Raw genomic sequence first — 26,802 nt, forward strand, 5'->3', positions numbered from 1 at the left:
ATAAATAAAAAATAACATTTATCATATTTCTCAAAAGCAGCTCGCAGTACTTTTGAAAAAAATTAAAAAACTACCTATGAAAGGCGTATTACTAGTAAATTTAGGATCTCCGGAGAGTCCGACTCCCAAAGATGTAAAACCGTATTTAGACGAATTTTTGATGGACAAATACGTTATTGATGTTCCGTTTTTGTTACGCGCTTTACTGGTTCGTGGAATTATTTTAAGAAAACGTCCGGAAGAATCCGCCCATGCTTATGAGAAAATTTGGTGGGAAGAAGGTTCGCCATTAATCGTTCTTTCAGAAAGAATGCATAAAAAAGTCAAAAAATTAGTAGATACGCCTGTTGCATTAGCGATGCGATATGGTACTATGACTATTGAAAAAGGACTTCAGGAATTGCACGATCAGGGTGTTACTGAGGTGTTGCTTTTTCCGTTGTATCCGCAATACGCTATGGCTTCCACATTAACCATTTTAGTAAAAGCCGAGGAAATCAGAAAAAAGAAATTTCCCCATATGACTTTTACCGATGTTCCGGCATTTTACAATAAACCCGATTATATTGAGAACGTGGCTAATGTGATGAAAAAACATCTGGAAGGATTTGATTATGACCAGCTGGTCTTCTCGTATCACGGAATTCCGGAGCGTCACATTCGAAAAACCGATGTCACTAAATCACATTGTAAAATAGATGGTTCTTGTTGCAACACGCCATCGCCGGCACATGATTTTTGTTATCGCCATCAATGTTATGAAACCACCCGACAAATTGTAAAATTACTTGGAATTCCTGAGGATAAATATTGCCTTACTTTTCAATCCAGACTCGCAGGTGATAAATGGTTAGAGCCTTATACCGATGTAGAAATTAATAAAATGCCGGCCAGAGGAATTAAGAAAATTGCAGTGGTTACCCCTGCATTTGTTACAGATTGTTTAGAAACATTAGAAGAAATTGCGATGCGTGCCAAAGAAGAATTTGAGGAAAATGGCGGACAAGAGTTTCTGGCAATTCCATGTCTGAACGATGATGATTCCTGGTGTGAGACCGTAAGTAACTGGATTAAGGAATGGGCTGTTTCTGCACAAAAAATGGCATAAATGGCAGTATCCGCGGAAGAATTAGGCTCTCAAAGTATTAAAAAACTCCTTGTAAAACAGGCTGTTCCTGCTTCAGTTGGGATTTTATTTCTTTCGTTAAATATTTTAATTGATACCATATTTGTTGGGCAATGGATTGGTTCACTGGCAATTGCTGCTGTGACCGTCGTATTGCCCATCACTTTTTTAATTTCTTCTCTGGGAATGGCAATTGGAGTAGGAGGAGGCTCGGTTCTTTCCAGAGCTCTGGGTGCCCAGAATAAAGAAAAAGCCGAACATACTTTTGGAAATCAGATTATGATGACCTTGGCTTTATCATTGTTTTTTATGTTCTTATGTCTGTTTTTCAGTAGAGATATCTTATTTATTTTTGGTGCTAAAGGTTCCATCATGGAACTGGCAACGGCATTTTTTGCTCCGCTTATTTTTTCGGTTCCTTTTCTGGCTTTGTGCATGATGGGCAATAACATCATCAGAGCCGAAGGTAAGGCCAAGTTTGCGATGGTGGCTATGATTATTCCCGCATTTGTTAATATTGCTCTGGATATTCTTTTTATAAAAATATTAGGATTAGGAATGTTTGGTGCTGCAATGGCGACCACTATTTCTTATGTGATGTGTTTTCTGTTTGTGCTTTGGTTTTTTGTTTTTAAAAGCGAATTGACGTTGAAACCTCACCATTTTAAATGGAATCTCCCTATTGTAAAAGAAATTACTGGATTAAGTTTTGTTACTTTTGCCCGGCAGAGTGTTATTAGTATTCTTGCTATTATTGTCAATCATACTCTATATTCTTACGGAGGTGAAAGTGCTATTACGGTTTACGGAATTGTAAGCAGAATGCTGATGTTTGCTTTATTTCCCATTTTAGGTATCACTCAGGGATTTATTCCTATTGCCGGATATAATTATGGCGCTGATAATTTTAAAAGAGTTAATGAGAGTATTCGGGTTTCCATTCAATATGCGGCTTTATTAGCTACGGTTATATATCTTTTTATTTTGTTTTTTGCCTCTGAAATAGTAAGTGTTTTTACGCATGATATTCAGGTAAATGCGGATACTACGGTTGCCTTAAGATGGGTTTTTGCAGCTTCTCCGGTTATTGCCATTCAGTTGATTGGTGCGGCTTATTTTCAGGCGGCAGGAAAAGCCAGAAAAGCGTTGCTGCTAACCTTGAGCAAACAGGGTTTTTTCCTGATTCCATTAGTTATTATTCTACCAAATTTTTTCGGTATTTTTGGAGTCTGGGTTGCTTTTCCAATAGCAGATGTTTGTTCGACTTTATTGACAGCCTATTTTCTTAAAAAAGAAATGAATACCAAATTGATTCAGACTAATGATGGAATACTATAATTATTTAAAATCACTGCATTTAATTTTTGTAATTACCTGGTTTGCAGGATTGTTTTATATTGTGCGTTTGTTTGTATACCAGATTGAAGCTGCAGATAAACCTTCTCCGGAAAAAGAAATTTTGCAAAAACAATTTAAAATCATGAGTTACAGACTGTGGTATATTATCACCTGGCCATCGGCTGTTCTGGCCAGTTTTTTTGCTTTTTGGATGTTGTTTTTTACAGAACTTGGAAATTCCTGGTTGCAAATGTCGTGGATGCATGTTAAACTTGGCTTTGTTTTTGCATTGTATTTGTACCATTTAAAATGCCATCAGATATTTAAACAATTGCAAAATAACGAGGTAAAATACACGACTAACTTTATGCGTTTGTGGAATGAAGGAGCCACCATTATTCTTTTTGCGGTTGTTTTTTTAGTAGTTTTAAAAAATGCCGTTAACTGGATTTATGGGGTAATCGGAATTGTTTTGTTTTCGGTTTTAATTATGCTGGGGTTTAAATTTTATAAAAGAATAAGAGAAAAGCAGTAATTAGTAACTGGTGAGGAGTAATTAGCATTTACTAATCACTAATTACAATTCACGAATCACTAAATTATGCCAAAAAGCTTTAAATTATCCATGCTTTCGTTGCGAATCCGAATTTTTCTTTCGATGATCGTAGTGATAATTGTTGCTTCAATTTTATTGGCTTCTATTTCGATAATCCAATTTAAAAATGAGGCTAAAGAATACCATAAAGAACGTTTAGAGCGCAAGGAAAATGCCGTTCGGGAACATATTAATTATGTGCTTTCTACCACTACTTATCCGCTGACGACCGAAAACTTAGATTTAATTTTTAAGGACAGAATTCACGAAATTGCACATATTCACAATAGTGAAATTAATATTTATGACCTAAATGGAAAGTTATTAAAGTCCTCAAAGGAATCTTTTTCAGTAGATAAAGTCGCACCGCCTATTCCTAAATATATTTTAAAACTGGTGCGTTCTTCGATTGAAAAACGCTATGTAGATATAAAAACCATTAACGGAATTAAAAACCGCTCCTCTTTTACACAAATTAAGGATGATAAATTCAAACCGCTGGGAGTTTTAAATTTGCCTTATCAGGAAGACGATGGTTTTTATCAAAAAGAACTCAATAATTTTCTTATCCGTTTAGGGCAGGTTTATTCTTTTATGCTGATAGTGGCTTTTGCTTTGGCCTATTTTCTTTCTTCGTATATAACGAAATCTTTAAAAACCATTTCTGATAAGTTAAATGAAACCCGACTGAATCAGAAAAACGAAAAAATCCTTCTTTCGGCCAGCAGTAAAGAAATCAATTTACTAATTCGCGGTTACAATCAAATGGTTGATGAATTAGAAAAAAGTGCTATTAAACTGGCGCAAAGCGAAAGGGAAGAAGCCTGGCGCGAGATGGCCAAACAAGTGGCGCACGAGATTAAAAATCCATTAACGCCCATGCGATTAACGGTGCAAAGTTTTCAAAGAAGATTTAATCCGGATGATCCGGATATCAAACAGAAAATGCATGATTATTCAGAAACATTAATTCAGCAAATTGATACGATGAATTCAGTAGCTTCGGCATTTTCTAATTTTGCTTCCATGCCGGCACAGCAAAATGAAACTTTAAATGTGGTAGAAGTAGTCGAATTAGCCTTAGATATCTTTAATGAAAATCATATTGTTTTTGAAAGTGATGCTCCCGAAATAATTTCGAAGATAGACAGGACGCAATTGATACGAATTATTACTAACTTAGTAAAAAATGCCATTCAGTCCATTCCGGAGCAACAAGAACATAAAACGGTATCTGTTTCAGTAAAAAAAGAAGAAGAAAATGTCCTGATTATTGTTCAGGATAATGGAATAGGAATTAAAACTGAAGATGTCAATCGTATATTTGAACCTAAGTTTACCACTAAAAGCAGTGGAATGGGACTGGGATTAGGAATTATAAAGAATATTATCGAAAATTATAAAGGCAGCATCAGCTTTGATACTGAATACGGAAACGGAACCCGTTTTACCGTTTCACTTCCCATTATTAACTCTTAAAATCAATACAATGAGCTACAAAAATATTTTGATTACAAAAGAGCAGACTATTGCAACGGTTACTATTAATCGTCCGCAAAAATTAAATGCCTTAAATAAAAGTACCATTCAGGAACTGCATCAGGCTTTTTCTGCTTTGGAACAAAATCCTGATATAAAGGCTGTGATTTTAACAGGTAGTGGAGAAAAAGCCTTTGTTGCCGGAGCAGATATTGCTGAATTTGCTGATTTTTCAATCGAGGAAGGCATACAATTATCGGCTCAGGGTCAGGATATCTTATTCAATTTCGTTGAAAATTTACGAGTACCGGTAATTGCAGCTCTTAATGGTTTTGCCCTTGGCGGCGGATTAGAACTGGCGATGGCCTGCCATATTCGCGTAGCCGCTGATACTGCTAAAATGGGACTTCCGGAAGTTTCGTTAGGCGTAATTCCAGGTTATGGAGGAACACAGCGTTTGCCACAATTAATAGGCAAAGGACGCGCCATGGAAATGATTCTTACCGCAGCTATGATTTCAGCAGAGGAAGCTTACAGAATGGGTTTAGTGAATCATGTAGTTGCACAGCAGGAATTATTAGCATATTGTCATGAGATTGCTCAAAAGATTATTAAAAACTCCCCATCGGCAATTAGTATGGCGATGACTGCTATAAATGCCAGTTACAAAGAAGGAGAAAATGGTTTTGAAACCGAAATAAAATCCTTTGGACGGTGTTTTGGAACCGTCGATTTTAAAGAAGGTACTCAGGCCTTTATTGAAAAAAGAAAAGCCGTTTTTACGGGAGAATAAAAAAGTATTCAGCATTCAGTATTCAATCCCAAAGTTTCAGTCTTAGTCTGTAGTTGTCTGCCAACTTGAATTTTATTTGAATATTATATTATTATATTTTTTTGACATTCTAATATCAAAATATTATATTTTTTTGATATTCTAATATCAAAATATTATATTTGTATTCTAATATTAATGCGAAAGATGATAATCAGAAGCCCGCAAACTGAAATTGACAGTTATCTTTTTAAAGGAAAAGCGATATTGGTATTTGGCGCAAGACAAGTAGGTAAGACCTCTTTGATAAAAAAGACAATCAAAGGACAATCGTTTTTGTGGTTTAATGGAGACGAACCCGACGTCCAGATTTTGTTAGAAAATATTACTACCGACAGATTGAAAGCCTTAATTGGCGAAAAAAAAATCATAGTAATTGACGAAGCTCAGATGATTCACAATATTGGTTTACTTATCAAGCGAATGGTAGATAATTATCCTGAAATACAAGTCATTGCCTCTGGAAGCAGTGCTTTTGAATTGGCTGACAGAACTAAGGAATCGATGGTGGGAAGAAAAGAAGAATTGCAACTTTTTCCTTTGAGTTATGGCGAAATGGTTAAGCATTCTAATTTTGTTGAGGAAACACGCTTAGTTCCGCACCGTTTAGTCTTTGGTTATTATCCTGAAGTGGTTACCAGTGTTGGTAAAGAAGAAAAAATTCTGAATGATCTGGTTGAAGGTTTTCTTTATAAAGATATTCTGAACCTGGAGGGTATAAAAAAATCGGCAACTTTACAAAGATTAGTTCAGATGTTAGCCTATCGCATTGGTAGCGAAGTCAATTCGAATGCACTTTCTAATGATTTGGGGGTAAATCGATTAACTGTTGAGAAATACATTGATATTCTGGAGAAAAATTTTATAGTTTTTAGTTTAACTGCTTTTAGTAGAAATCAGGATAATGAACTTAAAAAAGGTAGAAAAGTATATTTTTGGGATAACGGTTTGCGTAATCGAATTATCAAAAATTTTAATCCTATAGAACTTCGTGATGATGTTGGTGCGTTATGGGAAAACTTTGTTATTAGCGAGAGGAAGAAAAAATTGGCTTATGAAAATCAATTTAAAGACACTTATTTCTGGAGAAATACACAACAGGCAGAAATCGATTATTTAGAAGTAAAAAATACTGAAATTGAAGCTTTTGAAATCAAATACAACCCCAATCAAAAAGTGCGATTTACAAAGTCATTTACAGAAAAGTACCATCCCAAAACTACTCAGGTAATTCACAAAGAAAATTTTTGGGATTATTTATTGTAAACTAAAAGCATATTTAACTTAGAACTTTATTTTAAACAAAAGATAAAACATGTCATACGAGCCTATATTTGCCCTTTTTTGGGAAAGAGTGAAACAAAGTATTCAGGATAAAACTTTTGCCAAATTAACCCTTGCAAAAACTATTGGAGATACCGAATTAAAAAACATCTATGTTCGTCCTGTTCTACTGGAGAATGATGTGTTTAGTCTTTCCGTTATTGCCCGATACAAAACCGAAGAAATAGAAAGTTTCCACAGTTTAGACGAAGCTTATCCAATATTGGTCTCTTACATGAATAAACCCTTTTTAACTGCTCTTTTGTTCACTACTGAAAATGATGTAAATTTTAAGTTGAATAAAAAAAGAGTAGGTACGATCACTGAGCAAGCCCCAACTTTTAAAAGTGCTTCGGATGTGATTCTGGAAATGAAAGAAAAAGGGATTTGAGTTTAATTATAAAATAGCAAAGCCACTCAGAAAATGAGAGGCTTTGCTGCTTATCATGGATGGTTAAAGACTATTAAACTTTAACCTAAAGGAATTAGTTCCACCCACCACCTAATGATTTGTACATATTAACCTTGGCGGTTAATTGCTCTTTTTTGGTTTCAACCAATTGTAATTTGGATTCTAAAGCATCTCTTTGCGTTAATAAAACTTCCATATAATCAGCTCTGGCCGCACTGAAAAGTTTATTGGTGATTTCGATAGAATTAGTCAAAGCTTCCACCTGATGCTCTTTTTGTTCGTAGCTTTTCTTTAAATTTTCAATTTTAGATAAACCATTTAGTACTTCGATATGTGCATTCAAAATGGTTTTTTCATAATCAAAAACGGCTTGTAATTGCTTGTCGTTAGCATTATAATAAGCTGCTTTGATAGCATTTCTGTTAATTAAAGGCGCTACCATATCTCCGGCTAAACCATACAATAAAGATTCAGGAGTTGTTGTAATATATTTTGTTTTGAAAGATTCTAAACCTACACCAGCTCTTAACGTAAAAGACGGATAAAAATTTGCTTTAGCAACCTGTGTATCCAGTTTGGCTGCTTGCAATTCATATTCTGCCTGTCTGATATCAGGACGATTAGTTAAGAGCTGTGAAGGTATACCTACGTACATGGTATCTATTTTTTGATCAATAAAAGTATCAGAATCACGGTTGATATGTTGGGGTGAACGCCCTGTTAAGAAATTCAATTTATTCTCCGTTTCAACAATATCTTGTTTTACATTGTACAATTCACTGGTGTTTTTATACACTTCAGCTTCCAGTCTTTGTACTCCAAGTGCTGTTGCTTTAGCTGCCTGCATTTGTAAACGAATGGTTTTTAAACCGTGATTTTGCAATTCTAAATTTTGGGAAAGAATGGTCAGTTTATTGTCTAATGCCTGTAATTCATAATACGAATCAGCAATTTCAGCAATTAAATTAGTGACCATGAAATTTTTGCCTTCTACAGTAGAAAGGTATTCCATTGCTGCCGCTTTTTTAGAATTGCGGAGTTTTTTCCACACATCCAGTTCCCAGGTGGCATAGGCACCTACCTTATAATTTTGTAAAGGTTCCGGAAACTCTTCTCCGGGTTTAATATCCGTATTAGCATCATTAGCACCCTGACTGGTATAACGTCCCACTTTTTCTACTTCTGCAGCTGCCTGAATCCCTAAAAAGGGTAAGTATTCTCCTTTTCTGGCCTGTATTTCGTTTTTAGCCATATCTACCTGTTGCAGCATAATATTCAACTCCTGATTGTTCACTAAAGCGGTATCAATCAATGCTGTTAAATTAGGGTCATTAAAGAACTCCTTCCATTTCATTTGAGCTGAATTGGTCGTATCATTTGAAACCGTGTTTTGAAATTGCTCCGGCAAATCCTTTTTTTCGTTACGAACAGTTTTTGTTGGCACACAGCTTTGAAAAACGAGGGTGGATAAGGTCAGTGTTAGTACTGACCTTATATTTATGTATTTGAAAATTTGTTTATTCATTTTCTTCATCTCTTTTCATTAGTTTTTTCAATTGTTTGTTCATTGCTTTAAGCTTCAATTTGAGACCGCTTTCGTTTTCACTGGCTCTCATGAGCTCTTCTGATACGGGTTCGAAAGTTTCGTCTTGTATCAGACTGCGACCGTCACTCATTTTAGCAAATGTGTAATACAATCCCGGAATAATAAATACGCCAAAGAGCGTTCCGATGATCATTCCTCCCATGGCAGAACCACCAATAGTGCGGTTACCAATAGCTCCGGCACCAGTAGCAATAACTAATGGAATTAGTCCCGCAATAAAGGCAAAGGATGTCATCAGAATAGGTCTGAAACGTAATTTAGCTCCTTCCATAGCGGCATCTACAACACTCATGCCTTGTGCCCGCTTCTGGACGGCAACTTCTACAATCAGTACGGCATTTTTACCCAGAAGTCCAATAAGCATGATGACACCAATTTGAGCATAAACATCATTAGATAATCCCATTAGCTGCAATAATGCAAAAGATCCAAAGAAACCAACAGGTAACGATAGTAATACGGCCAAAGGCAATACAAAACTTTCGTATTGAGCGGCTAAAACGAGGTAAACGAATATTAATACAATTCCGAATACGTACAAAGCATCATTTCCTCTGTTGGCCTCATCATAAGACAATCCTTCCCAGGCAATATCATAACCGCGTGGAAGCTTGTATTGTGCCACTTCTTTAATCGCATTAATCGCATCAGCACTGGTGTAACCTTTAGCAGGTAATCCACGAATTGCTGCCGAATTGTACAGGTTGTAGCGTGTTATTTCATTAGGGCCTAAGTGCTTTTCCACTTTCATAAAAGCAGAATAAGGAACCATTTCGCCCGCTTCATTTTTTACATATAATTTCTCTAAATCAGAAGGGATTTTTCGATATTCAGGAGAAGCTTGTGTATATACTTTAAAGAACTGACCAAATTTGATAAATCCTTGTTCGTAAGTACTTCCGATAAGGATATTCAGGTTGTCCATAGCTTTACCTATAGATACGCCTTTTTGCATCGCTGCTTTATTGTCAATATTTAATTTAAGCTGCGGATAATTGGCAGAATAAAAAGTAAATACTCCTGTTAGCTCTTTTCGTTTTTCTAATTCAGCCAGGAAATCGTTGTTTACTCTTTGGAATTCCTGATAATCGGTTCCGTTTGTTTTGTCCAGTAACCGCAAAGAGAAACCTCCTGAAGAACCAAATCCAGGTACTGCCGGTGGCTCAAAATATTCGATAACAGCTCCTAGATCTTTGGATTTTTCTTCTAATTCTTCCATGATTTCATGTACGGAATGTTCTCTTTCCTCCCAGGGTTTCAGGTTGATTAAACAGGTTCCGGCATTCGATCCACGACCTTCAGTCATAATTTCGTAACCTGCTAAAGAAGATACAGATGATACGCCATCAATTTTTTCACAAATGCCTTGCAGTTTTTTTGCAACATCATTAGTGCGTTCTAATGTTGTGCCTGGCGGTGTCTGAATGATAGCATATATCATTCCCTGATCTTCACTGGGAATAAAACCGGCAGGAAGTGCCTGATTAGTAAAATAGGTAGCAAAGCAAAATCCAATTAGAATCCCGAAAGTAATGACTCTTCGGTTAACAATATGTTTTAAAACACCCACATAATGTCCTGTCAATTTTTCAAATCCTTTGTTAAACCAGTCGATAAAACGATCGATAGGAGATTTTTTCTTAGCATGCCCATGATTGTGCTTAAGCAACATCGCACAAAGAACAGGAGTCAATGTCAGTGCAACTACAGCTGAAATAATAATCGAACCCGCCATAGTGATAGAAAACTGACGGTAGAATACTCCTACCGGTCCTGTCATAAAGGAGATAGGAATAAATACAGAAACCATTACTAACGTGATTGCAATAATAGCTCCTCCAATTTCACCTAATACTGCCTTCGAAGCTTTGAATGGTGTGAGATGTTCTTCCTCCATTTTTACATGGACTGCTTCTACCACTACAATCGCATCATCGACAACAATACCAATGGCCAGTACCAAGGCAAATAAAGTAATCAGGTTGATGGATAAACCAAATAGTTGCATCACAAAAAAAGCTCCGATTAAGGATACAGGTACTGCGATTACCGGAATAAGTGTGGAGCGCCAGTCACCTAAAAACAAAAAGACAACAATAGACACTAAAACAAAAGCATCCCTCAGTGTATCTATTACCTGTTCAATAGAAGCATCTAAGAAACTTGATACGTCATAACTGATTTTATAACCCACTCCGGGAGGAAGGTCTTTCTCTAATTCTTTTAATTTGCTTTTTACGTCTCTGATTACATCGCTACCATTGGTTCCAAGTGTTTGTTTTAATACAATCGAAGCCGATGGTTTACCATCCAGATTGTCGTAAATATCATAAAATTCGCTTCCTAATTCTACATTAGCAATATCACCTAGTTTTATTTCTTCACCATTCGCATTTGCCCGTATTATTACGTCTTTATATTCCTGAGGCTCACTAAATCGGTCTCTGTAAGTTAATACATATTCAAGCGATTGTGATTTTACTCCTGAACTTTGTCCTATTCTTCCTGGTCTTGCTAAGATGCTTTGTTCCTGCATTGCTTCCATTACTTCTTCTGCAGAGATATTATAAGCACGCATTCTGTCTGGCTTTAACCAAATACGCATTGCATATTTACGGCTGCCCAGAATTTGTGCACTCGCAATTCCGTTGATGCGTTGTATTTCACGAAGCATGTTTGTATAAGCATAATTGTATAGGAATTTTTCATCCACATCATGTCCTTTTTTACTATACAAATCAACATACATCAACATACTTGGTTGTACTGGGGTAATAATAACACCCTCACGTTGTACTAAATCAGGTAACAAAGGCATTACCTGATCGACTCTGGTTTTTACCCTGATTACCGCGACGTTGGGATCGGTTCCTGGTTCAAAAATTACACGAATGGTTCCTTCTCCGGCACTGGTTGCATCGGAAGCAATATAGCGCATTCCGGGTACACCATTAATGGCTGTTTCCAGTGGGATTAAAGTTGATTTTACCAATACATCTGAACTTGAGCCCGGATAAGCTATAAAAATATTAACGGTAGTTGGAGCAATTTCAGGAAACTGTGAAATGGGTAATTGTTTGATAGCAAGCAACCCCATAAATACAATAATAACCGAAATAACAATTGCTAAAACGGGTCTTTGAATAAATTTTTTAAACATTTTGTTGTTTTTTAAGGGGGTTTTTACTCGGCGTAAACATCAAGGTTTGCTAGTACCTTTTTAGGATTTTCAATGTTAAATTTGACTTTTTCATTATTTTTAACCAATCGTAAACCATCCAGTAAAATATGGTCATTTACATTAAGTCCTTTCTTCACTACAAACAAATTTTCTAAAGTGGCGCCAATAGTAATTTCTCTTTGTCGGACTACACCATTTTTATCAATTACAAAAACATAGCGTTTGTCTAATACTTCAAAAGTTGTTTTTTGCGGAATGATAAGTACCTTTTTTAAAGGAACAGTCATCAGTATCGTTCCTGTTTCTCCGTGTCTTAAAATACTTTGCGGATTAGGAAATGCAGCTCTGAAAGCAATATTACCCGTTTCATTATTGAATTCTCCTTCAATGGTTTCTACAATACCGGATTGATTGAATTGCATGTTATTAGCCATGCGTAAATTCACTTTTTCTTTCTTGTTTTTATCAGCACTTACAATATAATTCAGGTATTCTGCTTCAGGAACGTTAAAGTAAACCCACATTTTACTGTTGTCAGAAAGAGTAGTAAGCAATTCTCCTTCATCGAGCATACTTCCTTCTCTTACATGAAAATGATCAATGACTCCGTCAAAAGGAGCTTTAATGGTGGTAAATCCCAGATGCGTCTGAGCAAGAGCGATTTCAGCATTGGCTCTGTCAAATTTAGCTTTGGAAAGTGCTAATTCATTAGGAGACACCACTTTGCTGTCAGCCAGAAGTTTGGTGTTTTTATATTCAATTGAAGCAGCATTTCCTTCTGCTTTTGCTTTTTGCAGTTCGGCCTGATAAATGTTTGGCATGATTTGGAACATGAGTTGCCCTTTTCTAACTTTTTGTCCCTCATCAATATTTATTTTTTGAAGGTAACCTTTTTCCATAGCACGAAGTTCGATATGACGAATAGAATGTATCTGACAAACATATTCTTTAACAATCGAAGTGTCCATTGCCACCGGATTAGTTACTGTAAATGTCCTTTCTTCTTTCTTTTCTTCTTTATGTGAATTACAGCCAATAGTGCACAAAGCGGCCATTAGACCAATGAAAATTGCGTTTTTTTTCATGATGATTCTTTAACTTTTTAAAACAATAAGGTATGTTGATTTGTATAAGCTGTAAAATGAGCCACAGCATAGTTTCCCAGACTTACTAGCATAAGAAAAGGATGTGTTCGCACAGTAGTGTGCTTAAAAAGTTAAATTATCATATTCGAAAAACTTCGAATATAATGTAAAGAGGATTACGTAAAGGAAAGTAAAACAGATTTTTAGGAAAATCTGAAGCTTTTTTTAAATAGGATACAGTAGATTCTGCAATTTGTTGTCTGAAAAAAGAAGAACAGGAGACCGATTTGTTTAATAGTTTTTTATAACTAATAATTTCAGAATCTTCTTCTTCATTGTCTACAACAATTTCTTTCTTGCTGTAAAGGTCTTTTACCGGATTAGCCAGATTGAACTGATTTCCAAACAGATGTTCTGATGCTATTCTTGTGGGTTTATCTAAAGGAATTTTTTTAATTACAGAAGTCGCAAGAAGGGGAGCTGTCAGTGTTTGAGCAAACAAAGGACTGTTGCCGGATAACAGCAGTATACATAGAAGGATAATATGTCTTATTGCCTTTTTCATGAATGCTGCAAAGCTATATTTTGTAATGTATACTGGCAAGTAGTTGTTTATAAATATTTGTTAATTAAAGGTAAAAGCAATAAAAAAACCGATTAAATGCAATTTATTAGTGGATAAATGCAATGTTTTTCTCAAAAGAATGAGAAAAATAGTAAAGCTTATTTTTCTCCATCCCATTCTGCATAAAATTGAGCCAGAAAGCTTTCCATAAAGCGATGCCTTTCTTTTGCGATTTTTTTGCCTGTTGAGGTATTCATTTTATCTTTTAGCAGCAATAATTTTTCATAAAAATGATTGAGTGTTGGCGCCTGACTTTTTTTATATTCTTCAATAGTCATATTAGTATTGGGTACAATTTCAGGATTATAGAGTGCCCTGTTTTTAAAACCACCATAATTGAAGGCTCTGGCAATTCCAATGGCTCCAATCGCATCTAAACGATCTGCATCCTGAACGATATCCAATTCAATTGATTTGAATTTTTTTTCAAAATTCCCGCCTTTAAATGAAATATTGCTAATAATTTCTATTACATGAATAATGACATCTTCGGTAACATTTTGAGATTCTAAAAAAGTTCGGGCCACTTTAGGACCAACAGATTCATCGCCGCCGTGAAATTTACTGTCAGCAATATCATGAAGCAAAGCACTTAATTGTACTACTTGCAGGTTACAAACTTCTTCTTTAGCAATTAAAAGTGCATTTTTATAGACTCTTTCAATATGAAACCAGTCATGCCCGCCTTCGGCATTTTCTAATTGTTTTTTTACAAATGCAATTGTTTTGCTAATAATATCTGTGTTGTTCATGATTATTGTTTAAAAAAAATGTTGATTCTCAAAGCTTTTAAACTTCAAAAATCAACATTTTAAATTAACTAATTGTATTTTTTATTCAATTTCAATTTCTAAAAATCGGCATTCTAACATCTGAAATCTATCATCTATAATCTCGCCGGTTCTACCCATTTGAAAATATGTGATTCTTTAGGGATTACTATTCTTTCCGAAATTCGGGCCATTCTGGCAGGTAATTTCATCAGGTAATCACGGGCTTTTTCAGCTTCGTCTGTTAAGCCTGCAATTTTATCAATTTCCCATTTATCGATTAATTTTTGCATAATTTCAACATAATCATTAGCTGTATACACCCCAATACGTTGCGCTGAATCAGAAAATAATTCAAATGCAGAACTTATTTTTTGTCCTGATTCTCTAAGGAAATGGGCTGGCATCACAATTTTTGCCTTCATCATGTATTGAAAAGCAAGCATCATCTCGCTTGGATCTACTTTGAAAATTTCGCTTACAAAATGACTGTAGGCATGATGATGGCGCATTTCATCTCCGGCAATCATTTTACACATTTTAGACAATTTCTTGTCGCCATAGCTTTTTGCTAGTTGTGAAACTCTGTTGTGCGAAACATAGGTAGCTAACTCCTGAAAACTTGTGTAAACAAAGTTTTTATAAGGATCTCTTCCGGTACCAATATCAAATCCGTCATTGATAAGGTGCTGGGTTGTCATTTCGATTTCACGCATGTTTACACGACCTGATAAATACAGGTATTTGTTCAGTAAATCCCCATGACGATTTTCTTCACCTGTCCATTGGCGTACCCAGGCTGACCAGCCGTTTCTTTCTTCATTATCAACTCCTTCTACTTCCATCAGCCAATTCTCATAGGTAGGAAGTGCTTCTTCGGTAATCATATCACCTACCATAGCTACCCAGAAATCATAAGGTAAATCTTTAGAGATTTCGCGTAACTCTTTTACTTCTTCTAAGAAATTATCTCCTTCAGAATTAGGTAAAAAATCCGATGGCTGCCATATTTGCTCTACCGGAATCAGATACTGATCCATATAGCCAGTCACGTTTTTTTCCAAAAACTGCATAACTTCTAATCGAATGTTTTTTATAGACATTTTTTATATTTTATTAAATTTTATTCCTTTTACTACTGCACTTTCAGTCTTCTCCATCAATTCAGGAAAATTATATTCACTCACCTTTAAAGGTTTATGAACTACAAAGGTAAGATGATTTCCTAAACCTACAGGGAAAAAACCATATTTTACCATTTTCCATGAGTTATTAATACTTACGGGAACAATATAAGCGGAAGGTGCACTTTTACATAATATTTTTAAACCTGTTTGTGCAAATTCCTTTGGTTTTCCGGTTTTGCTTCGGGTTCCTTCCGGAAAAATTACCGCTGAACGTTTGTTTTTCTCAATGTACTCCGATAATTTTTTAATTTCCGGAATGGCCTGTTTTGGGTCTTTTCTATCTATTAAGGCTCCTCCGCCATGTCTTAAATTATAAGAAACACTGGGAATTCCTTTACCTAATTCTTTCTTACTTACAAATTTACAATGAAACCGTCGCAAGTACCAAATCATGGCTACAATATCATACATACTCTGATGATTAGCAACAAAAATCAATGGCACTCCTTGCGGAATAAGTTCCCTGTTTTCAAATTTATACGTCGTTCCTACTAAGTTAGTACATTTTAATAAAAAAAAGTTCAAATAGTCCACACTTTTTTTATGAGCCTGATAACCAAAAACGTTTAAACAAACCCACTGAATGGGATGAAAAATGACTAATGTAAGTCCAAAACACAAATAATAAATTACGGATATGGGATACGAAATAAGTTTTTGCATTCTTGAAAAAATTAGCTGCAAAAGTATGAAATAATTTTTTAGCGGTATTTAATTCTTAAACATTAATAGGTTTAGTGTTAAATTGTACCTTTGTCGTTTAAAAAAATGTATTTTCCCAGTAAAAAAATGAGTTTTAACTATCCAAAAAACGAAAAATTAAAAAGTAAAATCAGCATTGGATTGTTGTTCTCTGAAGGCAAATCAGTTTCTAAATATCCGTTGCGATTGGTTTATCATTCGGGTTCTTTAAGCGGGAATGAAAAAATAAAAATGGGCGTTTCGGTTTCTAAAAAATATTTTAAAAAAGCCGTTGACAGAAACCGTTTCAAGCGTATTCTTCGCGAAACCTATCGTCTTAACAAACATATTCTTCTGGATAATTTAGACAAACCTTATGTTTTTATGTTTTTTTACCAAACCAAAGAGCGTTTGTCTTACGACGAAATTAATAACAAGACCATTCAGTTGTTTGAAAAGTTTGTAGCTCAGGTTTTGAAAAAAGAATCTTCCGACATTGAAGATACTCTAAATAAATAATTAAGTTTTTCGTGTAAATCTCTCATTTTATTATTAGTGATTTATTGCTACTTTAGTAATCTGTAATTTAAAGTACTATGAACTTCTCTTTTAAGAAAAAATACATTATTCCCTTAGTCGCTTCGGCCTTTTTATTTATTGGTTCCAGTTTTAAAGATGATTTTTTTGAAATTGCCAAGCAATTAGAAATTTTCACGACACTTTTTAAAGAATTGAATACCAATTATGTGGATGAAACGAATCCTGGTGAACTGATGGATAGTGCTATCAAAGGCATGTTGGCGAGTTTAGATCCTTACACGGTATATTTTAACGAGCAGGATGTATTGAAATTTAAGATCAATAATACGGGTGAATACACAGGAATAGGTGCTTTAATCACCCAAAGATCAGGGAAATTAATATTGCGGGAAGTTTATAAAAATTTTCCGGCTGATAAAGCTGGATTTAAGCCCGGTGATGAAATTATCCAGATAGGTGATGTGGCTATTGCCGATTTTAAGGATGATGCTTCCCAATTGTTAAAAGGAGCAAAGAACACTAAAATTGATATAAAATACATTCGACAGGGAAAAACAAACACAACCCAGATTTTACTCGATGAGGTCGAAATTAAATCGGTTCCTTTTTACTCCAAAATTGATGATAAAACGGGTTATATTGTGTTGAGCCGTTTTAATAAAAAAGCTTCTAATGAAACAAAAGAAGCTTTATTGGAACTTAAAAAACAAGGTGCTACACAAATCGTTTTAGATTTAAGAAACAATCCCGGCGGGCTTTTAGGCGAAGCTATCAATATTTGTAACTTATTTGTTCCAAAAAACGAAATCATTGTAACCACAAAATCTATTAATGAAAAGCATAACAATATTTATAAAACAGCTGCTGATCCGGTAGATTTAGAAATTCCGTTAGTGATTATTGTAAATGATAAAAGTGCTTCGGCGTCCGAAATTGTTTCAGGAGCCTTGCAGGATTTAGATCGTGCTGTGATTATAGGAGGCAGAAGTTTTGGAAAAGGATTGGTTCAAAAACCGGTTGATTTAACCTATAATACTCAATTAAAAGTTACGATCTCCAGATATTTCACTCCTTCAGGAAGATGTATTCAGGCATTAGATTATGCTCATAAAGACAAAAACGGACTGGCAACCCGTACACAGGCGACTAATTATAATTTGTTCAAAACCAGAAAAGGAAGAACGGTTTATGATGGTGGCGGGATTTTACCTGATGTGCCCATGGATGAATCAAAAACCAGCGTGATTGCGAATGCTTTGCTTAAAAACGATGGGATTTTTAATTATGCTACTGCTTATTATTATAAAAATCCAAATTTAGGAAATCAAATTCCAAATTTCACCAATACTGATTTTCAGGATTTCAAACAGTTTTTAAAAAATCAGAAAATTTCATTTGATACGGAAACTGAAGAAGCATTAAAAAATACTTTGGCAATAGCCAAAAAAGAAGCTATTGATGGTGCAATTATAAATGAGTACAATCAATTATTAGCTGCAGTACAAAAAATTGAAGCAAATCAGCTGGACAATAATCAGGAAGAAATTAAGAATTTGATTCTGGAAGAAATCATCAAGCGCTATCAATATCAGGAGGGTTTTTATCAGTATTACATGAAATCGAATTCTGTAATTAAAAAAGCAGTTACTATTTTAGACAATCCCGTGACTTATAAAACAATTTTAAAAAGCTGATGTTAAAATCAATTCTGATATTTTCTTTTTTTACTTGGAGTACAATATGTGCTCAGGAGAAAAAAATAGGAACTGTTTATTTTGAATTTGATAAGTATGCTGTTGACGCCGTTCAGGAACAGAATGTAGTAGCCTTTGTTCATGATTTAGATACCACTGAGGTAGAATCGATTCAGATTTATGGGTATTGTGATGATCGGGGCAATAATGATTATAATTTGAAATTATCTGAAAACAGAGTCAATGCTGTAAAAAGTGTTTTGGTTGCCAATGGTTTTAATAAGAACAAAATTGTTATTGTTGAAGGTAAAGGCCGTATCCTTATTGATGATTTTTCAGGCGGAAGTTTAGCGGATATTCGTTCTAAAAACAGAAGAGTTGATTTGTTAATTGTTAAGAAAAACAGTTTTGGAAAAGGAATCTATACTTCTTTTCAGGACAGGCATGAAATAGGAGACCGTATTTATCTGGAAAATATCTTTTTTGAGCTAGGGAGCAGTACCCTTACATTAGCTTCCAGAAAAGAACTTGACAGAATAGCTGTGATTCTGCAGGAAAGAAAGAGTATAGAATTTGAAATTCGGGGTCATGTGTGTTGTACTCCTGATTATTATAAAGATGCAATAGACAGGGCAACAAAGGAAAGAAAACTCTCCTTGAACCGTGCCAAAAGTGTTTTTAAATATTTGATTTCTAAAAATGTGAGCAGTTTAAGGATGGTTTACAAAGGTTTGGGAAATCAGTTTCCTTTAGGAAAAGGAGATGAATTTGACCGTAGGGTCGAGTTTTATATTACGAAGATTTAGTTTTTACTTAGAAAACATAGCCATGATTTTGGATGCTTCAGAAACCGGTTTTTTATTGATTTCTACAGATTTTATTATAGCTTCTAGTTCCAGCATCAAATCTCTTTTTTCTTTTGAAGGAGAGTAACAAAAACCTTCTAAAACCAGTATGCGATTATTCTCTTTATCTACAATGGCATAATTAATAAAGGGGCCTGACATGAAATCGTTTTTTAATTCCCAGGTTCCTTTAGTTTCATAAGCTTTAGTATGGTTGAGTACAATATTTGAAAAATAAGGAGCATAAGCTTCTTCTGTAATCATATTCGTGTTTTGTTCTCTGCCATGAATGTACAATTTTCCAATAGAATCCCGCATTGTGATAATTTGGGAAACCTTATCTCTTTTGGTTTCAATACTGCTTATAGGAACCTGATAAAGTAAAATGCTGGTGTTGCCACTGATAATTTCTTTTTTAAACCACATGAAATTCTTTTTTTTCAGCATCAATTGATAGCTGGATGGCATTTCAAAGTGAATATTGAAACTGTCTTTGAAAAATTTTGGGCTTAATAATGATTTTCGGTTGATACGCTGACACTCTTCAATCTCTGTCTGGTGGATGATTTTAATGATTTCAGGGGTGTTTTTTTGAATCAGACACAGGATATCATCTGCTACTTTCCCTGAGATATAAAATATGTTCTGAGGTGTGGCAATTTTGTTTTTTTCTGCTTTAAAATATTCTTTAGCATCTTTTTTAATAACAATAATATTGCGGCTGTCCGTCATAAATCCTTCCATTAATTTTACAGGATACTGATTGATGGTAAAAAGAGGTTCTTCCTGAGGTAAACCAATAACGGGAGATGCAAATTTATTTCTGATGCTGTCGCCAATTTCAGCATTCCACAACAAATCGTCTATAATCACAGAAATGCTGTTGATTTTTCCATTAGTTTCTTTAGTACTTTCATTTTGCTGATTGCAGGAAATGAAAAAAACGGAAACAAAAAACACTATACAATGGATTTTATTCATTTTGTTTACTATAATGGAATTCAGATTTATAATTGGATCGTTTTTAATACTATACTTTACTCCGCTAATATCGTTCCATTTTTTCAAAATAGAAATAAAACCATATAATTTTATAGTCTATAGTGTAAAAAAAGGGCTTTATTTGAATGTCAAATAAAGCCCTTTGTTATGTCTTTTTGAGTTGTTTTTATTCAACTATTCTTAAACGCATTCCCGGTTTGATGTCTTCATTGTGAATACCATTCCATTTTTTAATGTCTGAGACAGTAACTCCTGCATATTTTTTGGCAATACTAAATAAAGAATCTCCTTTTTTTACAAGATAGTCATGTTGTAATTCGCTGTTGTTCTTTTTAAATGATGCTGCGGTAGCTTTATCAGTATTGATAGCAATTTCGTTTTTAGCCACGATTAAGGTCTTACCTAATGTGATATTATTGTCAGATAAGTGATTCCATTCCTTTAAATCAGCAATTGCGGTGCCAAATTTTTTAGAAATGTTACCCAGATTGTCTCCTTTCTGAACTGTATATTCGATATTTTTTAGTTCCGGAGTCACTGCGGCAATGGCTGTTTCTTTAGCTTCAGCTTCTTTTTCAGCAATTTGTAAAGTTGTTCCGGCTTTGATTGTATTACCTGCAAGTTTGTTCCATTCTTTAAGCTGAGTTACAGTTACGTTATTTTGTTCAGCAATATCACTTAGATTATCTCCTTTTTGAACAATATAATTAGTCTTGTTTCCTGCAATTAAAGTATCAGCTTTAACTTCTTTTTTTGTTTTTTCAGTTTTACTGATTTTAGTATTAGCAGAAGCAATTGCAGTATTATTTTTGGTAGTTATAATAGTAAGTACTTTTCCGTAAGAAATAGCATTACTGCTTAATTTATTCCATTTTTTTAAATCAGTAATGCTTACATCATATTCATCGGCAATGGTGCTTAGATTGTCACCCTGTTTTATTTTGTAATATTGTGTTGTACTTCCAATAGGGTAAGTAGGCATTTCTGTACTGGCGACTGCAGTGGCAGAGTTTTTTTTGTAAGGATTGTTGTTTTTCTGATCGGCTTCGTGTTCAATATAGGCATAAATCTTATCCTCATTAGACACAAAAACACCGATTTTGTCTTTTGGTAATCTCAAATAATGATTCTGATCATTGTAATAAGGGATTACATTGAGTTTGTACGAAGGATTCAGCAATTGTAATTGTGGTACGGATACGTCCAGTAAATCGGCTATTTGCTGGAAAGACATCTGTTTTTTAATCATTACAGTGTCTGTTTCAAAATGTTGAATTAAAGCTTTGTTAGGTTTGATTCCATGTTCATTATGGTATTCATACAAATACATGGTCGCTAAAAATGCAGGTACATATCCCTGAGTTTCTTTTGGAAGATGATTTTTAATGCTCCAGAAATTTTGTTGTCCGCCTGATCTTCTGATGGCTTTAGCTACATTTCCCGGACCTGAATTGTAAGAAGCTAAAACCAGTTCCCAGTCACCAAAAATCGCAAACATGTTAGACATGTATTGTGCAGCTGCCTGAGTGGCTTTTAATGGGTCACTGCGTTCATCAATATAAGAATCTATTTTTAAATTATATTGTTTACCGGTGTGATACATAAATTGCCAGAGTCCTGTAGCTCCCATTCTGGATACTGCTTTCGGATTTAATGCTGATTCTACTATGGCTAAATATTTAATTTCCAGCGGAACGTTTTCCTTTGCAAAGGTTTCTTCAAACATTGGAAAATAATAGTCTGAAATAGCCATGAGACGTTCAAAAGATTTTTTTCTGTTCTTTAAGAACGATTTAATGATGTTTTCTAATCCCTGATTGTATTGAATGTTAAACGGGGATTTAGCATTCATTGCGGCCAATCGTGATTTTAGTAATTCGGTAGGTAGTTCATAATCAACTTTTTCGTCCGTATTTATACTTTCGATGTCTTTGTTCAGATCCTTGTAGATATCTAAGTCAGTTAATTCTTTAGTCCATAAACTGTCAACGCAACTGGCCATGTCGTCATTAACAAAACTAAGTTTTATAGAATCCAGATAAGAAAGCTTCGTTTCTATAACAGCAATTCCCTTGCTTTCGGCAGTTTCCTGTGAAAACAAGGGAATTGATAGTAATAGAAAAAATGATAAGGTGATTTTTTTTATATTCATGCTTTTGTTGTCAACGTGCTTAATTTTAAACGATTACAAAATCGTAATGCAAACTTAATAGGTTAGAACTAAAAAAATCAATAAATATTGTTAAAATTGTTATATTTAATCTAGAATAGCTGCTATTCCAGGTAAAGTTCTTCCTTCAAGCATTTCTAACATAGCACCTCCACCTGTAGAAACATAGCTCATTTTGTCTTCAAAACCGAATTGTTTTACTGCTGCAACTGAATCTCCGCCACCTACAAGTGAGAAAGTTCCATTAGCTGTAGCTGCTGCAATATAGTTTCCTAAAGCAATAGTTCCTTTGGCAAAAGTTTCCATTTCAAAAACACCTAATGGACCATTCCATAGAATTGTTTTTGAATTCATAATTACTTTTTCGAAAGCTTCTAATGATTTTGGACCGGCATCCATACCTTCCCAACCATCAGGAATATTAGTTACATCAACCACTTGTGTATTTGCATTGTTAGAAAAATCATCTCCCGCAACAACATCAACAGGAATGTGAATCTGAACTCCTTTTTCTTTTGCTAATCTTAAAATTTCAAGTGCTAATTCTTGTTTGTCATCTTCACAAATAGAATTTCCAATTTTTCCTCCCTGAGCCTTAATGAATGTAAAAGTCATTCCACCACCAATAATCATGTGGTCTACTTTGTCCAGGATATTTTCGATAACTGTAATTTTAGAAGATACTTTAGAACCACCAAGAATAGCAGTTACCGGTTTTTCACTGTCTTTTAATACTTTATTGATGCTTTCAATTTCTTTAGCTAATAATGCTCCGAAGCATTTTGCTGTCGGGAAAAATTGTGCGATAATTGTAGTGGAAGCGTGAGCTCTGTGTGCAGTTCCAAAAGCGTCGTTTACATAAATGTCCCCTAATGAGGCTAATTCTTTTGCAAAAGCAACATCTCCGGCTTCTTCTTCAGCATGAAAACGTAAATTTTCTAACAATAAAACTTCACCGGCTTTTAAATCATCCGAAGCCTGTTTTGCAGCTTCGCCTACACAGTCTGTTGCAAATTTTACAGGAACTCCAAGAATGTCAGTTGCTGTTTTTAAGATATGTTTTAATGAATATTTATCTTCAACTCCTTTTGGACGACCTAAATGAGACATTAAAATAACACTTCCTCCATCGGCAAGGATTTTAGAAATGGTAGGCTTTGCAGCTTCGATACGGGTCGTATCTGTAACATTAAAATTTTCGTCAAGTGGTACGTTGAAATCAACGCGTATTATTGCTTTTTTATTAGCGAAATTAAAATCGTTTAAAGTCTTCATCAGTATTTTTTTAGTTTAATTTTTTTGAAATTGAAACAAATATAGAAATTTTCCGGTAGGAATAAATTTCAATAATTTAAAAAAATCAATTTTTTGCAACGAAAACGATGTAAACTCACAAAATTTTTTATTTATATCTCTAAATTTAAAAAATAAGCTCTAAAAGTTAAAATTAACTTGACTGTGAAAACTACATGTTGTTTATGATATCAAATAGATAATTCAGGGATAAAGTTTCAAATTCATTCTAACTATTAAGATAAAAATCATTTCTATTTCTGTATTCTCCAGGTGTAAGACTCACAATTTGTTTGAATATTTTTGAAAAGTGAGGCAAATTGGAAAAACCGGTATCTATAGCAATTTCTAAGAAAGTCTTATTAGTTGTAGCAATAAGATATTGTGCCCGTTCAATTTTTTTCTCATGAATGTAATTTAAGGGTCTTTGACCGGTGTGAAGTAAAAATTGCTTGGAGAAATAATCTTGATTCTGATTGACTCTTTGAGCCAATTTGTTTACGGTGAGGTTTTTGTTTAAATGAAGCTGGATGTAACTCATAGTATCCAGAATTTTAGAAGGAGTACTTTGAGGGGTGTTTTGTTTGAAATCTCTAGTATTCAGAAATCTGGAAATTAACAGTAATAATATCCCTTGATTTTCGAATTTGAGATGCGTTTTCATAGTATCATTGTGCGAGCGGTATTCTTTATAATAATTTTCTTTTTCATATATCTTTGGATTGTCAGAGCGGTTAATACCTCTGCCGGGATTGTGATTTAACATTTGTTTGATAAGCGTTACGTCGGTTTCAGTAGCGGCTAATTTCATCACATTTCTGTTCTGGTCAAATAATGAAATTCCATCGGGTGATTCTTCAAAAAACTGAATGAAATACTGGCTTAGGTAATCTTCGCAATTCAGATTACAAATAGTAAAGCTTGGAATCAGATATAAATATCCTGATTCTAAAATCAACCGACCGGAATTGTCAGAAATAGTTCCATAGCCTTCATCTATATAGTACAATCGATAATAAGGACTTATTACATTATTATAATTCCACTTGTAATTCAGTTTTACATAATCTATGTGTAATAATGAAAAGTAATGTTTGAAAATTTTCTTGGACATAAGAATTTAAAATCAAGATTAAAGTCGTTTTTGAGTAATAAAAAATCGGTTTTGTATAAATAAGATGTATTCTGTCTTAATTACATTTGTTTTTGGTTATTCAAAAATAAAGGATTAAAAATATTAATAATCAAATTTATATGTAAAATTTAAAGATTATGAGACTTTGTTTTTAAAATAGATTTATGATGTTAAAACAAATGGTAAAAATCGGAAATAAATAATATTATACTATTCAAATTATATATAGATGAACAGAAGAAACGCTTTAAAATTAGGTGTGTCAGCAATGGCCGGACTTTATTTGTCTCCTTTATTGGGACAATCCAATATACTTAATACTCCTGCTTTCAAAGGACCATTTGAGCCAAGCTGGGATTCGCTGGAAAAATATCAGGTACCGGATTGGTTTCGTGATGCCAAATTTGGAATGTGGGCACACTGGGGCCCTCAGTGTGAACCCGAAGCCGGTGATTGGTACGGGAGAGGAATGTATGAAGAAGGTTCGAGACAATATAAATTTCATGTGGAGAAATATGGGCATCCATCTCAATTTGGTTTTAAGGATGTAATCAATGTGTGGAAAGCCGATAAATGGAATCCGGAAGAATTAGTGAATTTATACAAAGATTCCGGAGCCAAATATTTTATGGCAATGGCTAATCATCATGATAATCTGGATTTGTATGACAGTAAATATCAGCCTGACTGGAATTCGACTAAAATAGGGCCTAAAAAAGATATTATAGCCGGATGGGAAAAAGCAGCCCGAAAAGCGGGACTCCCTTTTGCGGTAAGCGTTCATGCAGCGCATGCCTGGAATTGGTATGATACTTCTCAGGGAGCGGATAAAAATGGTCCTTTGGCAGGAGTGTCTTATGATGGGAAATTGACTAAGGAAGATGGAAAAGGAACCTGGTGGGAAGGTTTAGATCCTCAGGATTTATATGTTCAAAATCATGAATTAAGCGCAAAACCCTCTGGCGATTCATCTGTTCACAGCCAGTGGGACTGGGGAGATGGAGCTTCCATACCAACTCCGGAATATTGTGAAAAATTTCATGACAGAACCATTGATCTGATTGATAAATACAATCCGGATATGATTTATTTTGACGATACTGCTTTATCGCTTTGGCCTGTTAGCGATGCCGGTTTGCGTATTGCGGCATATATGTACAACAAAAGCCTTCAAAAAAATAACAGTGTTCAGGCAGTGATTACCGGTAAAATTCTGGATGAGCAGCAGCGTAAAGCCATGGTTTGGGATATTGAAAAGGGACAAAGTAATACTATTGAACCGCTGCCGTGGCAAACGGATACCTGTATTGGAAACTGGCATTATGATAGAAGGCTCTATAATGACAAACGCTATAAATCGGCTAAAACGGTTATTCATACGCTGGTGGATGTAGTGAGTAAAAACGGAAATCTGATGTTAAATATTCCGGTGCGTGGAGATGGAAGTATCGATGAATTGGAACTTGAAATCGTTAAAGAAATAGGTGCTTGGATGAAACTGAACAGCAAAAGTATTTACGGTACGCGTCCCTGGAAAATTTTTGGCGAAGGTCCGCAACAAGCAAGTGCCGGAGCATTAACCGCTCAGGGTTTTAACGAAGGAAAGGGAAAACCGTATACGTCTGAGGATATTCGTTTTGCTCAAAAAGACAAAACACTTTATGCAACCGTAATGGCGTGGCCGGAGAATGGTGTGGCTGTTATAAAAAGTTTAGCGAAATCAAGTTCGTATCATACTGAAAAAATCAGGCAAGTTAAATTAGTAAGTACAGGTCAAAAATTGAAGTTTATACAAACAGAAAGAGGACTTGAGGTTTATTTTCCAAATCAAAAACCGGAAGCTTCTTATGCCAATGCGTTAGAGATTGTGTGATACTCTTTGA

General features: G+C 34.7%; 22 protein-coding genes. 11 read left to right on the forward strand and 11 right to left on the reverse strand.

Annotated elements, in window-relative coordinates; all coding sequences use genetic code 11:
- The first annotated feature begins 76 nt into the window (after window positions 1-76).
- The 7 genes from hemH to ABS764_RS04570 all read left to right on the forward strand — a co-directional run bounded on the left by hemH (window position 77) and on the right by ABS764_RS04570 (window position 7,084).
- Entirely contained in the window at window positions 77-1,108 is a 1,032-nt protein-coding gene (hemH, locus tag ABS764_RS04540) for a ferrochelatase (protein WP_408080419.1), read from the forward strand.
- Window positions 1,109-2,464: an MATE family efflux transporter gene (locus ABS764_RS04545; RefSeq protein WP_408080421.1), complete on the forward strand. Its 1,356-nt coding sequence runs from the start codon at window positions 1,109-1,111 to the stop codon at window positions 2,462-2,464. It abuts the gene before it with no gap.
- Window positions 2,451-2,999 carry a CopD family protein gene (locus tag ABS764_RS04550; protein WP_408080748.1) on the forward strand — a complete coding sequence of 183 codons (549 nt, stop codon included), beginning with the start codon at window positions 2,451-2,453 and terminating at the stop codon, window positions 2,997-2,999. The genes ABS764_RS04545 and ABS764_RS04550 overlap by 14 nt, the downstream gene beginning before the upstream one ends.
- A 123-nt stretch (window positions 3,000-3,122) precedes the next feature.
- Window positions 3,123-4,538: a sensor histidine kinase gene (locus ABS764_RS04555; protein WP_408080750.1), complete on the forward strand. Its 1,416-nt coding sequence runs from the start codon at window positions 3,123-3,125 to the stop codon at window positions 4,536-4,538.
- Between the two features lie 10 nt (window positions 4,539-4,548).
- The gene (locus ABS764_RS04560; RefSeq protein ID WP_408080423.1) at window positions 4,549-5,331 is read left to right on the forward strand and encodes an enoyl-CoA hydratase/isomerase family protein; all 783 of its coding nucleotides are present in this window, start codon (window positions 4,549-4,551) and stop codon (window positions 5,329-5,331) included.
- Between the two features lie 177 nt (window positions 5,332-5,508).
- Window positions 5,509-6,636 (forward strand): ATP-binding protein, encoded by a 1,128-nt coding sequence (locus tag ABS764_RS04565; protein WP_408080425.1) that lies wholly within the window; start codon window positions 5,509-5,511, stop codon window positions 6,634-6,636.
- A 49-nt stretch (window positions 6,637-6,685) separates the two neighbouring features.
- Window positions 6,686-7,084 (forward strand): hypothetical protein, encoded by a 399-nt coding sequence (locus tag ABS764_RS04570; RefSeq protein WP_408080427.1) that lies wholly within the window; start codon window positions 6,686-6,688, stop codon window positions 7,082-7,084.
- A gap of 94 nt (window positions 7,085-7,178) precedes the next feature.
- Here the strand turns inward: ABS764_RS04570 and ABS764_RS04575 are convergent, their stop codons facing one another.
- The 7 genes from ABS764_RS04575 to ABS764_RS04605 all read right to left on the reverse strand — a co-directional run bounded on the left by ABS764_RS04575 (window position 7,179) and on the right by ABS764_RS04605 (window position 16,222).
- Window positions 7,179-8,630 (reverse strand): TolC family protein, encoded by a 1,452-nt coding sequence (locus ABS764_RS04575; protein WP_408080429.1) that lies wholly within the window; start codon window positions 8,628-8,630, stop codon window positions 7,179-7,181.
- On the reverse strand, window positions 8,623-11,871 hold the full coding sequence (locus tag ABS764_RS04580; RefSeq protein ID WP_408080431.1) for an efflux RND transporter permease subunit: 3,249 nt from the start codon (window positions 11,869-11,871) through the stop codon (window positions 8,623-8,625). Before ABS764_RS04580 ends, ABS764_RS04575 begins: the two co-directional genes overlap by 8 nt.
- A 23-nt stretch (window positions 11,872-11,894) precedes the next feature.
- On the reverse strand, window positions 11,895-12,977 hold the full coding sequence (locus ABS764_RS04585) for an efflux RND transporter periplasmic adaptor subunit (RefSeq protein ID WP_408080433.1): 1,083 nt from the start codon (window positions 12,975-12,977) through the stop codon (window positions 11,895-11,897).
- A 139-nt stretch (window positions 12,978-13,116) separates the two neighbouring features.
- Window positions 13,117-13,542 (reverse strand): hypothetical protein, encoded by a 426-nt coding sequence (locus ABS764_RS04590; RefSeq protein ID WP_408080435.1) that lies wholly within the window; start codon window positions 13,540-13,542, stop codon window positions 13,117-13,119.
- A 158-nt stretch (window positions 13,543-13,700) separates the two neighbouring features.
- The gene (locus ABS764_RS04595) at window positions 13,701-14,354 is read right to left on the reverse strand and encodes an HD domain-containing protein (RefSeq protein ID WP_408080437.1); all 654 of its coding nucleotides are present in this window, start codon (window positions 14,352-14,354) and stop codon (window positions 13,701-13,703) included.
- A 134-nt stretch (window positions 14,355-14,488) separates the two neighbouring features.
- A complete protein-coding gene (locus ABS764_RS04600) occupies window positions 14,489-15,475 on the reverse strand; it encodes an acyl-ACP desaturase (RefSeq protein ID WP_408080439.1) in 987 nt (328 codons plus the stop codon).
- 3 nt (window positions 15,476-15,478) lie between these two features.
- Window positions 15,479-16,222, reverse strand: a complete 744-nt coding sequence (locus ABS764_RS04605) for a lysophospholipid acyltransferase family protein (RefSeq protein ID WP_408080441.1) — start codon at window positions 16,220-16,222, stop codon at window positions 15,479-15,481.
- Window positions 16,223-16,348: 126 nt separating this feature from the next.
- Between ABS764_RS04605 and rnpA the strand changes: the two genes are divergently transcribed.
- The 3 genes from rnpA (at window position 16,349) to ABS764_RS04620 (ending at window position 19,280) form a co-directional block, all read left to right on the forward strand.
- Window positions 16,349-16,759 (forward strand): ribonuclease P protein component, encoded by a 411-nt coding sequence (gene rnpA / locus ABS764_RS04610; protein WP_408080443.1) that lies wholly within the window; start codon window positions 16,349-16,351, stop codon window positions 16,757-16,759.
- Window positions 16,760-16,836: 77 nt separating this feature from the next.
- A complete protein-coding gene (locus ABS764_RS04615) occupies window positions 16,837-18,474 on the forward strand; it encodes a S41 family peptidase (RefSeq protein WP_408080445.1) in 1,638 nt (545 codons plus the stop codon).
- Entirely contained in the window at window positions 18,474-19,280 is an 807-nt protein-coding gene (locus tag ABS764_RS04620) for an OmpA family protein (RefSeq protein WP_408080447.1), read from the forward strand. Before ABS764_RS04615 ends, ABS764_RS04620 begins: the two co-directional genes overlap by 1 nt.
- A 3-nt stretch (window positions 19,281-19,283) precedes the next feature.
- On the opposite strand, the gene ABS764_RS04625 is transcribed toward ABS764_RS04620, so the two are convergent.
- The 4 genes from ABS764_RS04625 to ABS764_RS04640 all read right to left on the reverse strand — a co-directional run bounded on the left by ABS764_RS04625 (window position 19,284) and on the right by ABS764_RS04640 (window position 24,898).
- Entirely contained in the window at window positions 19,284-20,300 is a 1,017-nt protein-coding gene (locus ABS764_RS04625) for a DUF4837 family protein (RefSeq protein WP_408080449.1), read from the reverse strand.
- Window positions 20,301-20,487: 187 nt separating this feature from the next.
- On the reverse strand, window positions 20,488-22,473 hold the full coding sequence (locus ABS764_RS04630) for a LysM peptidoglycan-binding domain-containing protein (protein WP_408080451.1): 1,986 nt from the start codon (window positions 22,471-22,473) through the stop codon (window positions 20,488-20,490).
- A gap of 105 nt (window positions 22,474-22,578) precedes the next feature.
- Window positions 22,579-23,766, reverse strand: a complete 1,188-nt coding sequence (locus ABS764_RS04635; protein ID WP_408080453.1) for a phosphoglycerate kinase — start codon at window positions 23,764-23,766, stop codon at window positions 22,579-22,581.
- A gap of 247 nt (window positions 23,767-24,013) precedes the next feature.
- Complete coding sequence (locus ABS764_RS04640) at window positions 24,014-24,898, reverse strand: helix-turn-helix domain-containing protein (RefSeq protein WP_408080455.1); 885 nt, start codon at window positions 24,896-24,898, stop codon at window positions 24,014-24,016.
- Window positions 24,899-25,148: 250 nt separating this feature from the next.
- Between ABS764_RS04640 and ABS764_RS04645 the strand changes: the two genes are divergently transcribed.
- Window positions 25,149-26,792 carry an alpha-L-fucosidase gene (locus tag ABS764_RS04645; RefSeq protein WP_408080457.1) on the forward strand — a complete coding sequence of 548 codons (1,644 nt, stop codon included), beginning with the start codon at window positions 25,149-25,151 and terminating at the stop codon, window positions 26,790-26,792.
- Window positions 26,793-26,802 lie beyond the last annotated feature (10 nt).

The organism is Flavobacterium plantiphilum (genome assembly GCF_046000495.1).
GTDB lineage: Bacteria > Bacteroidota > Bacteroidia > Flavobacteriales > Flavobacteriaceae > Flavobacterium > Flavobacterium plantiphilum.